The sequence below is a fragment of the Stenotrophomonas sp. YJH_SMC_16 genome (genome assembly GCF_059367875.1).
Genome location: NZ_JCAFRH010000001.1, coordinates 1,015,422 through 1,029,675 on the forward strand (window position 1 = coordinate 1,015,422; position 14,254 = coordinate 1,029,675).

Sequence of the window (14,254 nt, forward strand, 5' to 3'; positions counted from 1 at the left end):
GGTTATCCGAAGATGAATCCGGCTGTGTGAGGATCTCTCCTCAGGCGCGATCACCAAAGTACTCGCGGCACCACTGCACGACGGGGGGCAACCCTTCTTCGATCGGGGTCACCGCATCGAAGCCGAATGCGTCATGGGCGCGCCGGGTGTCGGCCATCGTGCGTACCATGTCGCCGGGCTGCATGGGCTTGTAGACCTTCTGCGCGGGGCGGCCGGCCGCCTGCTCGATCACGCTGATGAAGCGCTCCAGCTCGACCGGCGTATGGTTGCCGAGGTTGAACACCCGGTGCGGTACCGGACCGTCGGCCGGATGCGCGAGCGCGCCGAGAATACCCGACACGATGTCGGAGACATGTGTGAAATCGCGCTGCATGCGGCCTTCGTTGAACACGTCGATCGGCCGCCCCGCCAGCACCGCGCGCGAGAACAGCAGCGGCGCCATGTCCGGCCGGCCCCACGGGCCATACACGGTGAAGAAGCGCAGGCCGGTGGCATGCAGGCCGTAAAGCTGCGCGTAGGTGTAGGCCATCAGCTCGTTGGCCGCCTTGGTCGCCGCGTACAGCGAGCGCGGCTGGTCCACGCGCTGGTCCTCGGAGAACGGCGGCGTGGCTGAATCGCCGTAGACCGAACTGCTGGAGGCATAGACCAGGTGTTGCACGCCACGGTGGCGACACAGCTCGAGCATGTTGACGAAGCCGACCAGGTTGCTGTCGACGTAGGCATGCGGGTTTTCCAGCGAATAGCGCACGCCGGCCTGCGCGGCCAGATGGATCACCGCGGTCGGCTTCACTTCGTCGAACAGTGCCGCCAAGCCCTGCTGGTCGGTCAGGTCCAGGGTGCGCAGGTCCAGCGCCGGGCACAGCGCTGCCACGCGATCGCGCTTGATCTGCGGGTCGTAGTAGTCGTTGAAGTTGTCCAGGCCGACCACCGGCTGGCCCGCCTCCAGCAGCGCGCGGGCGGTGTAGGCACCGATGAAGCCGGCAGCGCCGGTGAGCAGGATGGTCATGGCAGTTGCCTGGAAATCAATGAGTACAGGTGCAGAGGATACGCTGCGGGCTCAGAACAGCCCGAAACGCTTCTTGGCCACATTGGCGCGGCCGGGTTCGATCACGTCCTGGATCTTCTTCGCATCGAAGCGGTCGAGCAGCGCCTCGGCGCCCTTCTTCAGCTTCAGATCCATCTCTTCCGGATACAGCGGAACCAGGGCCATGAAGCTGATGGTCTTGCCGTCGTCCAGTTCCAGCGTGGCGAAGTCCTCCGGGGTCGTCACCGGCGGCAGCACGATGGCACCGTCGAAGCCCACGCCCGGCGCGTAGGGCTCGCTGGGATGGCCGTTGGGAATGGTGTGGCCGAAGCCCAGCCAGGTGTCCTGCTCGTGCGGCAGCCGCGCCATGCCCTTCAGCAGGCGCACCGGCCAGTAATTGCGTTCGTCCTCGAAGGCATCCTGCGAGATCGGCCAGTCAGCCGGCAGGGTCACCATCAGTTCCATGTAGCGGGGCACGTCCGCGTCCACCTCGGCGGGCACGGTCATCGGCAGGTCGCTCATGCCGGAGGTGACCAGTCGCAGGTACGGACACTGGTCAGTGGCCGGTACCACGTGCACGTCGATGTGCACCAGGTCGGAGATGATCTCGTGGAAGACACCGGACACCGGACCCAGATGGCGCTCGATGTGCGCGCCGATCGCCTCGATGTGTTCTTCGCCCTGTGGCGGGGTGAAGTCCTTCTGACGGCTGTGCACCATGATCGGGCTGCCGCCCGGGCTGACGTCGTCGAATGTGTTGCTCATGTCCTGCTCCCTGGATGAGGCCACGGACCGGAGAGCGATGCATCCCACGGCGCGCGCGGCGGTGCGTTCCCTGTCACCTGCAGGACGCGGCAGGAACAGGCCGCATCCCCTGGCGCTGCGCCGGGCTCAGCCCTGGCGCGTACGCAGCTTTTCCAGCACGCCGTCCAGGGTATCCAGGTCGGTGTAGTGGATGATCAGCTTGCCCTTGCCACCCCGGCCGTGGCTGATCGCCACCTTGGCGCCCAGCGTTTCGGACAGTTCGGTTTCCAGCGAGGCGATGTCGGCCTGCTGCACCTTCGGCGTGGCGACCGGGCGGTTGCTCGGCACCTTGCCGGCGGCGAAGGCCTGCGCACGGCGCTCGACCTCGCGCACCGACCAGCCTTCATCGGCCGCTTCCTGCGCCAGCTTGCCGGCCAGCTCGGGGGCCAGGGTCAGCAGCGCGCGGGCGTGGCCCATTTCCAGGCGGCGGGTTTCCAGCAGCAGGCGGATCGCCACCGGCAGCTCCAGCAGGCGCAACAGGTTGGACACCGCCGCGCGCGAGCGGCCGACGGCCTCGGCGGCCTCGGCATGGGTCAGGGTGAATTCGCTGATCAGGCGCTGCAGCGCCTCGGCTTCTTCCAGCGGGTTGAGGTCTTCGCGCTGGATGTTCTCGATCAGCGCCATCGCAATGACGGTGCGGTCTTCCAGCTCGCGCACCACCACCGGCACTTCGTCCAGGCCGGCCAGCTGCGATGCGCGCCAGCGGCGCTCACCGGCGACGATTTCGTAGTTGCCGGCGGGCAGCTGGCGCACCAGGATCGGCTGGATCACGCCCTGCGACTTGATCGAGTCGGCCAGCTCGGACAGCTTGCCCTCGTCCATCTCGCGGCGCGGCTGGTACTTGCCCGGCTGCAACTGGCCCACGGCCAGCTTGCGCAGCACTTCACCCGGCAGCGGCTCGATCACCGCGGTGGTGGCCTGCACCTGACTGACCGCGCCTTTCGGGCCCAGCAGCGCATCCAGGCCACGGCCGAGGCCTCGCTTCTTGGCTGCCGGCTTGCTGCTGGTCATCAGACGGTCTCCACGGCCTTGGTGGCCTTGTTGCGTTCGTTGTTGCGGCGGATGATCTCGCCGGCCAGGCCCAGGTAGGCCACGCCACCGCGCGAGGCGCGGTCGTAGCCGACGATGCTCTGGCCATGGCTGGGCGCCTCGGCCAGGCGCACGTTGCGCGGCACGATGGTGCGGAACACGCGGTCGCCGAAGTGCTCGGTGAGCTCGGCCGAGACCGCGTTGGCCAGGTTGTTGCGCACGTCGAACATGGTGCGCAGCACGCCTTCGATCTCCAGCGCCGGGTTAAGGTTGGCACGCAGCGCTTCGATGGTTTCCACCAGCGCGCTCAGGCCTTCCAGCGCGTAGTACTCACACTGCATCGGCACGATCACCGAATCGGCGGCGGCCAGCGCGTTGAGCGTCAGCAGCGACAGCGCCGGCGGGCAGTCGATCAGGATGTAGTCGTACTCGTCGCGGATTGGTGCCAGCGCGCGCTTCAGCCGCTGCTCGCGCTCGCTCTGCGCCATCAGCTGGATCTCGGCGGCGGTCAGGTCGATGTTGCCGGGCAGCAGGTCGTAGCCTTCGGCGGTCTGCACGCGCACGTCGGCGGCGCTGGACTCGCCCAGCAGCAGATCGTAGGTGGAAGCGGCCAGCTCACGCTTGTCCACGCCACTGCCCATGGTCGCGTTGCCCTGCGAATCCAGGTCGACCAACAGCACGCGCTTGGGTGCGTTGGCCAGGGAAGCGGCCAGGTTGACGGCGGTCGTGGTCTTGCCGACGCCACCCTTCTGGTTGGCGATGGCGATGATGCGGGCCATGCGGGTGTGCCTCGTCGACGTGTACTGGGACCGGTCATTATGCGTACAACCGGCCCCTTGCGGAAATCGTGAATCGCCAACCCGTTGTTCCACAAAGGGCTGGCGGCGGGAATCAGGGACCTGTAACAGTGACCAGGTGGCGTTCGCCGGCCAGGCCGGGCACGCTCAGCGGGGTCACCTCACGCACCTTCCAGCCAGCCGGCAGGTCCGCGATCTCCTCATGCGGGTAGACGCCCTTCATGGCCAGCAGTACGCCGCCGGGGCGCAGCAGGTGGCCACCAACGCGGACGATGCCGGCCAGGGTGTCCATCGCGCGCGCGGTCAGCTGGTCGTAGCGGCCGGCCTCGTCCAGCGCCTCGGCGCGCGATTCGGCCACGCGGGCATTGTCCAGACCCAGCTGGCGCACGGCCTCGCGCATGAAGCGCGCCTTCTTGCCGTTGCTCTCGACCAGGGTGACCTGCAGGCCCGGGCAGGCGATCGCCAGCGGGATGCCGGGCAGCCCGGGGCCGGTGCCGAGATCAGCCAGGCTGCCATCGGCCACGAACGGCTGCATTGCCAGCGAGTCGAGCAGGTGGCGCGTGACCATCTCCTGCGGGTCGCGGATGGCGGTGAGGTTGTAGGTGCCGTTCCAGCGGTGCAGCAGGGCCAGGTAGCGCAGCAGCGGCGGCGCCAGCGCGGCGTCCAGGCCCATGCTGGCCAGGCCCTGTTCCAGCGTGGCAGCCACGCTGGCGGGAAGTGGGTGTTCGCTCATGCCGGCATTATCGCCGGTTTTGCGCGCTGATTCCCCGCTTCAGTGCGGATACCAGGCCAACGCCGCACGGAACTGGCCGCTGGCCTGCCATTCGTGCAGGTGCCAGCGCGCGGCCTCGCCCAGTTCCGGGTCGCACCAGCGCAGGTGCAGGGCACCATCGGCCCCCGGCGCCAGCTGCAGGCGGTGCAGGCCGAACGAGATGCCCTGGCCGTGCGCCTTCAGGATGGCTTCCTTGGCGCACCACACGCGGAAGAACCAGTGCTCGCGGCCGGCCTGGTCCAGACTTTCCAGCCAGGCCACCTCCTCGGGGTGGAAGAAGCGCTGCACGATCTCCAGCAGGCGGGCCCGCGGCCGCAGCAGTTCCAGATCCACACCCAGCCGCACGCCTTCGCCCAGCGCCACCAGCAGCACCTCGCCACTGTGGCTCCAGCCGGTGCCGTAGTGGGCCAGCGCGCCGCTCAGTTCCGGCCGGCCCTTGTCATCGCGGACCAGCGGCAGCGTCTCCGGGTCGGCACCCAATGCCTGTGCCAGCACCTGCCGCGCCTGCGGTTCACCGCGCTGGCCCGGCACGTGCGGACGCCGCCAGACCGTCACCGGACCGAAGCGCCACGGGCCGTCGAGGGTGGCTGGCAGGCTCATCCGCACGCGCCCATCACGGAATTCCACGACGGGTTCACGGCCGTGCGCGTCAACTGGTCACAGTTCCCCACCGGAGGTTCGATCATGGGCATCATCATCTGGCTGATCGTCGGCGGCATCGTAGGCTGGCTGGCCAGCATCATCATGAAGCGCGATGCCCAGCAGGGCATCATCCTCAACATCGTGGTCGGCATCGTCGGCGCGCTGATTTCCGGCTGGCTGTTCGGCGGCGGCATCAACGAAGCGATCACCATCCGCACCTTCCTGTTCTCGCTGATCGGCGCGGTGATCCTGCTGGCGATCGTCAACCTGTTCACCCGCAAGAGCATACGGTGATCTGGGGGGTAGCGCCGGGCCATGCCCGGCGTCACCCTGCCGCCGCTGCGCTCGCCGGGCATGCCCCGGCGCTACCTCAACTCAACCCAGCTGCACCCACGCCGGCGCATGGTCGCTCGGGCGTTCCCAGGTACGCGGCTCGCGGTCGATGCCCGAGGCCACCGCACCGCTCTTCAGCGCATCGGAGACCAGGGTCAGGTCGATGCGCAGGCCCAGGTTGCGACGGAAACCAGCGGCGCGGTAATCCCACCAGCTGAAGGTACCCGCCTCGTCGTTGTGCAGGCGGAAGCCGTCGTGCAGGCCCAGCTGCAGCAGCTTGTTCAATGCGCCGCGCTCGGCGGTGGAGGTCAGGATGTGGTTGTCGTTCCACACCGCCGGGTCGTGCACGTCGCGCGCGTCCGGGGCGATGTTGAAGTCGCCCATCACGATCAGCTTCGGGTGGCGCTGCAGCTCTTCGGCGATCCAGGCATGGACCGCTTCCAGCCAGCGCAGCTTGTAGTCGTACTTGTCGGTACCGATGTCCTGGCCGTTGACCACGTACAGGTTGATTACCCGCAGGTCACCGAAGGTGCCGGCGATGACGCGCTTCTGCTCGTCCTCGAAGCCGGGAATGCCGATCTGCACGTCCTGTGCAGGCTCACGCGACAGCAGCGCCACGCCGTTGTAGGTCTTCTGGCCGGCGAACACGCTGCGGTAGCCGGCGGCGATCAGCGCAGAGTCGGGGAACTTGTGGTCCTCCAGCTTGGTTTCCTGGATACCGACGATGTCCGGGCCGAAATCCTTGAGCCACTGCTCCAGGTGCGGCAGGCGGACATTGAGCGAATTGACGTTCCACGAGGCGATCTTCATGGGCGCATTCTACCCGGGTAGGCCTGGGTTGCCTTGTAGAGCCGAGCCCACGCTCGGCTGCGTCTGCCTGGACCAGCCAAGGGCAGCCGAGCGTGGGCTCGGCTCTACAGAAGAATCGGGCGCTGATTCCGTAGAGCAACGCCATGCGTGGCTTCACCGCAGCAACAGCCTCAACAACCCCGCAATCTTCGAGTACGGCGGCCGCAGCCGGTCACTGGCCGCCCAGCGCGACTGCCACAGCACGGGCAGGCGCTTGCTCATCGCATCGAACCCCGCCCGCCCGTGGTAGGCACCCATGCCGCTTGCCCCGACCCCGCCAAACGGCAGGCCATCGGCGGCGAAGTGCAGCAGGGTGTCGTTGACCGTCACCCCGCCCGCCACCACCTGGCCGAGGATGCGCTCCACCGTGGCCGTGTCATGGCTGAAGGGATACAGCGCCAGCGGCCGGTCACGGGACAGCACGTCGGCCAGCGCAGCATCCAGGTCCGGGTAGGCCCGCACGGGCAGGATCGGGCCGAATATCTCCTCGCGCATCAGGTCCAGGTCGTCGGGCGGGTCCAGCACCACGGTCGGCACCAGCAGGCGCTCGCGGTCGGCGCGCGCCTCATCCACCTGCGCCAGCGGGATGACCGGCACGCCACGTTCGCGCGCCTGCACAAGGTAGCCCTGCAGGCGCTGGTACTGGCCCTCGTTGATGATGCGCGTGTAGTCGTCGGCATTGCTGAAGTCGCCATAGCGCTCGCGCACCTGCTGCTGCAGCGCCTGTACGAACTCACGCTGGCGGACCGTATCGATCAGCACATAATCCGGCGCGATGCAGGTCTGGCCCGCGTTGAACCACTTGCCGGTGGCCAGCCGCGCGGCGGCCTTGTCCAGCGGGAAATCGCGACAGACGATGGCCGGCGACTTGCCGCCCAGCTCCAGCGTGACCGGCACCAGATGCTCGGCGGCGGCGGCCATCACCTTGCGGCCCACGGCGGTCGAGCCGGTGAACAGCAGATGGTCCAACGGCAGCGACGACACCGCTGCGGCCACGTCCGCCCCGCCCTGCACCACCGCCACCCGATCGGGCGGGAACACACTGGCCAGCAGATCGGCCAGGAACGCGCTGGTACGCGGCGTATGTTCCGAAGGCTTGAGCAGCACATGGTTGCCTGCGGCGATGGCGGTAGCCAAAGGCACCAGTGCCAGCGTGACCGGGTAGTTCCAGGGCGAGATCACCCCGACCACGCCCAGCGGCGTCGGCCGCAGTTGCGCGCGCGCCGGCCACAGCTTCCAGCCGGCCGATGCGTGCTGCGGCTTCGACCAGCGCCGCAGGTGGCGGCGCAGGTGGTCGATGGCCGACAGCACGCTCATGCCATCGGCCAGCTTCGATTCAACGTGGGCGCGGTGGCCGAAGTCTTCTGCGATGGCCGCAGCCATATCGTCCAGGCGTGCCTTCAGCGCTTCGCGGAGGCGGCGCAGGTCTGCCTCGCGCTGGTCCAGCGTGGGGCGCTGCGACTGCCAGGCGCTGCGCAGGGTGTGCAGGAGGGCGGGGAGCTCGGCCGGCGGAATGGTGGTCATGCCGCGACTATACGGCGTGCGGCACGTCTCGATGGGCACGAGATGGCGTGTGGCTTCGGATGCTTGTCAACCGCGATGATGGCATTGAACGCTGCCTGTTCGCTTCTGCGGAATTTTGTGCCGCGCGTAGCGCGGTCGCCGAGCATGGCTCGGCGCTACAGGGAAACGAAAAGGCCGTGGTCTGCACCACGGCCCATGAAACCCGGTGGGTGCCGACCGTTGGTCGGCACGCCGGTTATTGGGTGATATCCACGTCCTTGGTTTCGCGCAGGAACAGGCCACCGATCACCACCGACATCAGCGCGATGATGATGGGGTACCACAGGCCGTAGTACAGGTTGCCGGTACCGGCCACCAGCGCGAAGGAGATCGCCGGCAGGAAGCCACCGAACCAGCCGTTGCCGATGTGGTACGGCAGCGACATCGAGGTGTAGCGGATGCGGGTCGGGAACAGTTCCACCAGGTAGGCAGCGATCGGGCCGTAGACCATGGTCACGTACAGCACCAGCAGCCACAGCATGAAGATGGTGCCGGCGATGTTGATGCGGGCGCCATCGGCCTTGGCCGGGTAGCCGGCGGCGGTCAGGGCGGTCTTCAGTTCCGCACCGAACGCATCGGCCTTGGCCTTGCCGTCTTCCTTGGTCAGGCCGGCGGCCTCATACGAGGTGACACTGGCGCTGCCCACGTTCACCATCGCCAGCGAGCCGGCGGCGGCGGGCTGCACGTCGTACGGCACACCGGCCTTGGTCAGCGCGGCGGTAGCCACGTCGCAGGAGCTGGTGAACTTGCGCAGGCCCACCGGATCGAACTGGAACGAGCAGGTGTTCGGATCGGCCACGACCAGGGCCGGCGAGCTGCTGCGGGCTTCTTCGATGGCCGGGTTGGCGAAGTGGGTCAGGCCCTTGAAGATCGGGATGTAGGTGACGGCGGCCAGCAGGCAGCCGGCCAGGATGATCTTCTTGCGGCCGATACGGTCGGACAGCCAGCCGAAGAAGATGAAGAACGGCACGCCCAACGCCAGCGCGGCCGCGATCAGCAGGTAGGAGGTGGTGGCATCGACCTTCAGCATGCTGCTGAGGAAGAACAGCGCGTAGAACTGGCCGCCATACCAGACCACCGCCTGACCCGCCGCCGCACCGAGCAGGACCAGCAGCATCAGCTTCAGGTTGCCGCCCTTCAGGCTGTCACGGAACGGGGTCTTGGAACCCTTGCCCTCGGACTTCATCTGCTGGAACAGCGGCGACTCGCTCAGCTGCAGGCGGATCCACACTGAGACACCCAGCAGCAGGATCGAGACCAGGAACGGAATGCGCCAGCCCCAGGCTTCGAAGGCTTCATTGCCCAGGAAGTAACGGCAGGCCAGGATGATCAGCAGCGACATGAACAGGCCGAGCGTGGCCGTGCACTGGATGAAGCTGGTGTACAGGCCACGTTTGTCGTCCGGCGCGTGCTCGGCCACGTAGGTGGCGGCACCGCCGTACTCGCCGCCCATCGCCAGGCCCTGGGCCAGGCGCAGGATGATCAGGATCACCGGCGCGGCGAAACCGATCGAAGCGTAGTTGGGCAGCACGCCGACCAGGAAGGTCGAGATGCCCATGATCAGAATGGTGACCAGGAAGGTGTATTTGCGGCCGATGCGGTCGCCGAGGCTGCCGAAGAAGGCCGCGCCGAACGGACGCACGAAGAAGCCGGCGGCAAACGCCAGCAGGGCGAAGATCATGCCCGTGGTTTCATTGACGCCACTGAAGAACTGCTTGGCGATGATGGCCGCGAGCGAGCCGTACAGGAAGAAGTCGTACCACTCGAACACCGTGCCGAGGCTCGAGGCGAAGATGACCTTCTTGTGACCCTTGGTCAGGGTGCCCGCTTTGTGTGCGGTACTGGGTGTGCTGGACATGGGGCGTTTTCCCTCGGTAGATGCCGACCTTGGTCGGCACTCAATTCGGTAGGTGCCGGCCGCTGGCCGGCACGCAATCTCTGTAGGTACCGACCTTGGTCGGCACTGCTTTAGAAGCTGTACTTCGTGGTGAACTGCAGCCGGGTGATGTCACCCTTGTTGCCGTTCTCCACTTCGCGACGGCCGTACATCAGCTCCGCACCGATATCGACCTTGGGCAGCGGCGAATAGAAGATGTTGCCGCGGATGCTCTGCACGCTCTTGGTTACCAGCGGGCCGAGGATGCTGTCGTTGTCGTAGTCGCTGCGCGCGTAGATCAGGTTGGTGCGCAACTTCGGCGAGAACGCATGCCGCCAGCCCACGTAGCCGGCAAGCACGCCGGTCGGGTTGAGTTCGTCGCGGGCCACGTCATAGGCACTGTCGGCGGTGATGCCCAGGCCGATGTAGCGGGCGATACCTTCGCCGCCGGTCAGCTGGTAGTGCAGCGAATCGCTGTCACCCATCACCCATTTGCCGCCCAGGGTCAGGCCGCCAGCCACCTTGTCGGCCTTGGCGCCGGTGGCCTGGTTGTCGACCTTCAGCTGACGGACGATGCCGCCGACACCGAAGGTACCCCAATCACCCTTCCAGCCATAGCGCATGGTCAGATCGGGCAGGCTGCCACGGTCGGAGTTGGCGCTGGCGTTGGTCCATGCCCCGGTGACCGGGTTGCGGGTCCCGGTGAGGGTGGTGGTTTCCGGGTTTTCCAGCGCGACGCTGAAGCCACCCTGGGTGTAACGCACCTGGGCCTGGCGCACGAAGATCACGCCATCGGTGGGGCCGACGAAGTCGACCGCCTCGGGCAGTGCGGCCGCGTCCATGAAGTTGGACCAGGTCTGGCCGGCCATCCAGTTGTTCCAGTACATGTAGGCGTGGCGCAGGGTCACACCGTAGGTATTGGTGGCGGTCTGGTTGCCCAGTGAATTGCCGAAGAAGTCCATCTCGAAGAACGCACCGGCCTTGTTGCCCGATTCGCTCACGTTGTCGATGCCCAGGTTGAAGCGCGAGAACTTGGCGTGGGCATTGAAGTCGGTGCCCGAACGCTTGCCGTTGCCGCCAGCGCCTTCCACCGGGGTCTGGCCCGGCAGGTACAGCGAGCGGCCGGTGGCGTCGTCGGCCAGCTGGCCATCGCTGGTCTGGGTGGCCAGGAAGTCGGCCTTGATGAAGCCGCCGATCTTGACCGTGGTGCCCGGCGCCGCGCCCGGGGTGATGGTGGTGACCTGGATGGGCTGCTTGCCGGCCGGCACCTGTGCGACCGGCTTCTGCTCGGCCTGCACCGTGCGGACTTCGGTTACGGCCTGCTGGGTCTGGCTGATCTGGGTCTGTTGTTGTTGCTGCGAAGACAGCAGCAGCTGGACCTGGCGTTCCAGTTCGGCAACGCGTGCTTCCAGTGCCTTCTCTTTGGCGGTCTCTGCGAACGCCATGCCCGGTGCGACCAGGGCGACCAACAGGCAGGCCGCCAAAGGTGTGCGCACGGCTTTCAACGTACGGTGGCTCATGTTGCCCTCTCTCCCAAGTGGCAAGGTGATGCCGCGCGTGGGGCACGGTCGAGCCGAGACTGCGGGGCGATTATGTATAGCGGCTATTCGCCATTGGTCGAACCCGGCCCTGCTGGGCGCTCACTTTCGACCATGGTCTAACCAGAGTGGTGACGCGACCGGGGGTGGATGGGGCAAACTGAGGGGGATCGGTCGCTGCGATGCTGCGACCGCACACACAAAGTCAACGTGCAAGTGAGGGTGCCATGGCTGATATCTACCCCGTCGATCCGCAGTTCGCCGCCAAGGCACGCATCGACAAGACGTCGTACGAACAGCAGTACCAGGCTTCGGTGACCGACCCGGATGGTTTCTGGGGCAAGGCGGCAGAGCGCCTGCAGTGGATGCGCAAGCCGACGAAGATCAGGAACGTCAGCTACGACCTGTCCGACTTCCACATCAAGTGGTTCGAAGATGGCGAACTCAATGCCAGCGTGAACTGCCTGGATCGCCAGCTGGAAACGCGCGGCGACAAGACCGCCCTGCTGTTCGAGCCGGACGGCCCGGATGCACCGGCCCAGCACGTCACGTATCGCGAGCTGTACGAGCGCACCTGCCGCCTCGGCAACGCGCTGCGCAACCTGGGCGTCAAGAAGGGCGACCGGGTCACCATCTACCTGCCGATGATCGTCGACGCCGCGGTGGCCATGCTGGCCTGCGCCCGCATCGGTGCGATCCACTCGGTGGTATTCGGTGGCTTCGCGCCGAACTCGATTGCCGACCGCGTCAGTGACTGCCAGAGCAAGCTGATCATCACCGCCGACGAGGGCTTGCGCGGTGGCCGCAGGATTCCGCTGAAGGCCAACGTCGATGCCGCGCTGAAGCTGCCGGGCACGAACACGGTTGAAACCGTACTGGTGGTGCGCCACACCGGCGGCGCGGTGGACATGCAGGCCCCGCGCGACCGCTGGTTCCACGATGTGGTGGACAGCCAGCCGGCCACCTGCGAACCGGAACGCATGAACGCGGAAGACCCGCTGTTCATCCTCTACACCTCCGGTTCCACCGGCAAGCCGAAGGGCGTGCTGCACACCACCGGCGGTTACCTGCTGTACGCGGCCTACACCCATGAAGCGGTGTTCGACCTGCGCGAGGACGACATCTACTGGTGCACCGCCGACGTCGGCTGGGTCACCGGCCACAGCTACATCGTGTACGGTCCGCTGGCCAACGGCGCGACCTCGCTGATGTTCGAAGGCGTGCCGAACTACCCGGATACCTCACGCTTCTGGAACGTCATCGACAAGCACAAGGTGAGCATCTTCTACACCGCCCCGACCGCCATCCGTGCACTGATGCGCGAAGGCGAGGAACCGGTGAAGAAGACCTCGCGCGCGTCGCTGCGCCTGCTCGGCAGCGTGGGCGAGCCGATCAACCCGGAGGCCTGGCGCTGGTACTACGAGGTGGTCGGCGACAGCCGCTGCCCAATCGTCGATACCTGGTGGCAGACCGAGACCGGCGGCATCCTGATCTCGCCGCTGGCCGGTGCGATGGAACTGAAGCCGGGTTCGGCCACCCTGCCCTTCTTCGGCGTGCAGCCGGCGCTGGTCAATGCCGATGGCGAGATCCAGGACGGCCCGACCGAGGGCAACCTGATCATCCGTGACTCCTGGCCGGGCCAGATGCGCACGGTGTACGGCGACCACCAGCGTTTCATCGATACGTATTTCCGCACCTACCCGGGCAGCTACTTCACCGGTGACGGGTGCCGCCGCGACGAAGACGGCTATTACTGGATCACCGGCCGCGTTGACGACGTGATCAATGTGTCCGGCCACCGCATCGGCACCGCCGAAGTGGAAAGCGCGCTGGTCTCGCACCCGAAGGTGGCCGAAGCGGCCGTGGTCGGCTTCCCGCACGACGTGAAGGGCCAGGGCATCTATGCCTACGTGACCCTGGTGGCCGAAGAAGCGCCGAGCGACGAACTGCAGAAGGAACTGGTCGCGTGGGTACGCAAGGAAATCGGCCCGATCGCCACGCCGGACCACCTGCAGTGGGCGCCGGGCCTGCCGAAGACCCGCTCGGGCAAGATCATGCGCCGCATCCTGCGCAAGATCGCCGAGAACGCGCCGGACCAGCTCGGCGACACCTCGACCCTGGCCGATCCATCGGTGGTGGCGTCGCTGGTGGACGAGCGCAAGGTGCGCTGATGGCGTGACTGCAGGCGCAGGACGCGCCAGGGACGTGGCCGGGAGGAGGGACCCGGCCGCGTCCGACCCGTCCTGCACCTGCCATCACGTCGCTCTTTTTCCTGATCGATAAGCTCGACCCATGACCACCCTCCTGATTGCCGATGACCACCCGCTGTTCCGCGAAGCCCTGCGTGGGGCCGTGCAGCGGGTCATCCCGGGCGTACAACTGTTCGAGGCCGACAGCGTGGAAGCACTGTACGCGCTGGCCGATCAGCACAACGACGCCGACCTGGTCCTGATGGACCTCAACATGCCGGGTGCGCAGGGCTTCAACGCACTCGTGCACATGCGCTCACTGCATCCGCAGCTGCCGGTGGTGGTGGTGTCCGCGCGCGAAGAAGCCACGGTGATGCGTCGCGCGCTCGACCACGGTGCGCTCGGCTTCATTCCCAAATCGGCCGACTCGGACACCATCGGCCATGCACTCGGCACCATCCTCGATGGCGAGACCTGGGCACCGCCGGAGGCGCACAACGTGCCGCCCACCGGCAGCGAAGAACGCGAAGTCGGCCAGCGCCTGCGCGAGCTGACCCCGCAGCAGTTCCGCGTCCTGCAGATGCTCGGCGCCGGCCGCTTGAACAAGCAGATCGCCTACGACCTCAACGTCTCCGAAGCAACGATCAAGGCCCACGTCACCGCCATCCTGCGCAAGCTCGGCGTGACCAACCGCACCCAGGCCGTGCTGATGGCCGGCAAGCTGGCCATCGACGACGACGCCATCGTGCTGCCGCCGGAAGAAGATTGATTGTGACCGACTATGGAGCCGAGCATGGGCTCGGCTCTACAGACGTCATGATGCCCCTGTAGAGCCGAG

At 66.8% G+C, this 14,254-nt stretch carries 13 protein-coding genes; 3 read left to right on the plus strand and 10 right to left on the minus strand.

The window, feature by feature from the left end; all coding sequences use genetic code 11:
* Positions 1-40: 40 nt before the first annotated feature.
* From AC5P6E_RS04575 to AC5P6E_RS04600, 6 genes are all read right to left on the minus strand, one after another.
* Positions 41-1,006 (minus strand): NAD-dependent epimerase/dehydratase family protein, encoded by a 966-nt coding sequence (locus AC5P6E_RS04575; RefSeq protein WP_005411650.1) that lies wholly within the window; start codon positions 1,004-1,006, stop codon positions 41-43.
* Positions 1,007-1,057: 51 nt separating this feature from the next.
* Positions 1,058-1,789, minus strand: a complete 732-nt coding sequence (locus AC5P6E_RS04580) for a suppressor of fused domain protein (RefSeq protein ID WP_495230726.1) — start codon at positions 1,787-1,789, stop codon at positions 1,058-1,060.
* Positions 1,790-1,915: 126 nt separating this feature from the next.
* A complete protein-coding gene (locus tag AC5P6E_RS04585; RefSeq protein ID WP_049413186.1) occupies positions 1,916-2,839 on the minus strand; it encodes a ParB/RepB/Spo0J family partition protein in 924 nt (307 codons plus the stop codon).
* A complete protein-coding gene (locus AC5P6E_RS04590) occupies positions 2,839-3,636 on the minus strand; it encodes a ParA family protein (RefSeq protein WP_005420387.1) in 798 nt (265 codons plus the stop codon). The genes AC5P6E_RS04585 and AC5P6E_RS04590 overlap by 1 nt, the downstream gene beginning before the upstream one ends.
* Before the next feature lie 112 nt (positions 3,637-3,748).
* Positions 3,749-4,387 carry a 16S rRNA (guanine(527)-N(7))-methyltransferase RsmG gene (rsmG, locus tag AC5P6E_RS04595; protein ID WP_010482382.1) on the minus strand — a complete coding sequence of 213 codons (639 nt, stop codon included), beginning with the start codon at positions 4,385-4,387 and terminating at the stop codon, positions 3,749-3,751.
* A gap of 39 nt (positions 4,388-4,426) precedes the next feature.
* The gene (locus AC5P6E_RS04600) at positions 4,427-5,026 is read right to left on the minus strand and encodes a 4'-phosphopantetheinyl transferase family protein (protein ID WP_049454213.1); all 600 of its coding nucleotides are present in this window, start codon (positions 5,024-5,026) and stop codon (positions 4,427-4,429) included.
* Positions 5,027-5,110: 84 nt separating this feature from the next.
* Between AC5P6E_RS04600 and AC5P6E_RS04605 the strand changes: the two genes are divergently transcribed.
* Entirely contained in the window at positions 5,111-5,362 is a 252-nt protein-coding gene (locus AC5P6E_RS04605) for a GlsB/YeaQ/YmgE family stress response membrane protein (protein ID WP_005411656.1), read from the plus strand.
* An 81-nt stretch (positions 5,363-5,443) separates the two neighbouring features.
* Here AC5P6E_RS04605 and xth read toward each other — a convergent pair whose 3' ends face one another.
* The 4 genes from xth to AC5P6E_RS04625 all read right to left on the minus strand — a co-directional run bounded on the left by xth (position 5,444) and on the right by AC5P6E_RS04625 (position 11,209).
* Complete coding sequence (xth, locus tag AC5P6E_RS04610; protein ID WP_019337933.1) at positions 5,444-6,211, minus strand: exodeoxyribonuclease III; 768 nt, start codon at positions 6,209-6,211, stop codon at positions 5,444-5,446.
* A gap of 153 nt (positions 6,212-6,364) precedes the next feature.
* On the minus strand, positions 6,365-7,774 hold the full coding sequence (locus AC5P6E_RS04615) for a coniferyl aldehyde dehydrogenase (protein WP_495230727.1): 1,410 nt from the start codon (positions 7,772-7,774) through the stop codon (positions 6,365-6,367).
* A gap of 235 nt (positions 7,775-8,009) precedes the next feature.
* The gene (locus AC5P6E_RS04620; protein WP_495230728.1) at positions 8,010-9,671 is read right to left on the minus strand and encodes an MFS transporter; all 1,662 of its coding nucleotides are present in this window, start codon (positions 9,669-9,671) and stop codon (positions 8,010-8,012) included.
* Between the two features lie 110 nt (positions 9,672-9,781).
* Entirely contained in the window at positions 9,782-11,209 is a 1,428-nt protein-coding gene (locus AC5P6E_RS04625) for a DcaP family trimeric outer membrane transporter (protein ID WP_125437861.1), read from the minus strand.
* Between the two features lie 245 nt (positions 11,210-11,454).
* Here AC5P6E_RS04625 and acs point away from each other — a divergent pair, with 245 nt between their 5' ends.
* On the plus strand, positions 11,455-13,398 hold the full coding sequence (acs, locus tag AC5P6E_RS04630) for an acetate--CoA ligase (RefSeq protein ID WP_099559787.1): 1,944 nt from the start codon (positions 11,455-11,457) through the stop codon (positions 13,396-13,398).
* Between the two features lie 121 nt (positions 13,399-13,519).
* A complete protein-coding gene (locus AC5P6E_RS04635) occupies positions 13,520-14,185 on the plus strand; it encodes a response regulator transcription factor (protein WP_005420420.1) in 666 nt (221 codons plus the stop codon).
* The last annotated feature ends 69 nt before the right edge of the window (positions 14,186-14,254 follow it).

Excerpts from the sequence above, each read along its gene's own strand:
- AC5P6E_RS04575 (WP_005411650.1), bottom strand. The coding sequence starts at position 1,006 with ATGACCATCCTGCTCACCGGCGCTGCCGGCTTCATCGGTGCCTACACC.
- AC5P6E_RS04580 (WP_495230726.1), bottom strand. The coding sequence starts at position 1,789 with ATGAGCAACACATTCGACGACGTCAGCCCGGGCGGCAGCCCGATCATG.
- AC5P6E_RS04585 (WP_049413186.1), bottom strand. The coding sequence starts at position 2,839 with ATGACCAGCAGCAAGCCGGCAGCCAAGAAGCGAGGCCTCGGCCGTGGC.
- AC5P6E_RS04590 (WP_005420387.1), bottom strand. The coding sequence starts at position 3,636 with ATGGCCCGCATCATCGCCATCGCCAACCAGAAGGGTGGCGTCGGCAAG.
- rsmG (WP_010482382.1), bottom strand. The coding sequence starts at position 4,387 with ATGAGCGAACACCCACTTCCCGCCAGCGTGGCTGCCACGCTGGAACAG.
- AC5P6E_RS04600 (WP_049454213.1), bottom strand. The coding sequence starts at position 5,026 with ATGAGCCTGCCAGCCACCCTCGACGGCCCGTGGCGCTTCGGTCCGGTG.
- AC5P6E_RS04605 (WP_005411656.1), top strand. The coding sequence starts at position 5,111 with ATGGGCATCATCATCTGGCTGATCGTCGGCGGCATCGTAGGCTGGCTG.
- xth (WP_019337933.1), bottom strand. The coding sequence starts at position 6,211 with ATGAAGATCGCCTCGTGGAACGTCAATTCGCTCAATGTCCGCCTGCCG.
- AC5P6E_RS04615 (WP_495230727.1), bottom strand. The coding sequence starts at position 7,774 with ATGACCACCATTCCGCCGGCCGAGCTCCCCGCCCTCCTGCACACCCTG.
- AC5P6E_RS04620 (WP_495230728.1), bottom strand. The coding sequence starts at position 9,671 with ATGTCCAGCACACCCAGTACCGCACACAAAGCGGGCACCCTGACCAAG.
- AC5P6E_RS04625 (WP_125437861.1), bottom strand. The coding sequence starts at position 11,209 with ATGAGCCACCGTACGTTGAAAGCCGTGCGCACACCTTTGGCGGCCTGC.
- acs (WP_099559787.1), top strand. The coding sequence starts at position 11,455 with ATGGCTGATATCTACCCCGTCGATCCGCAGTTCGCCGCCAAGGCACGC.
- AC5P6E_RS04635 (WP_005420420.1), top strand. The coding sequence starts at position 13,520 with ATGACCACCCTCCTGATTGCCGATGACCACCCGCTGTTCCGCGAAGCC.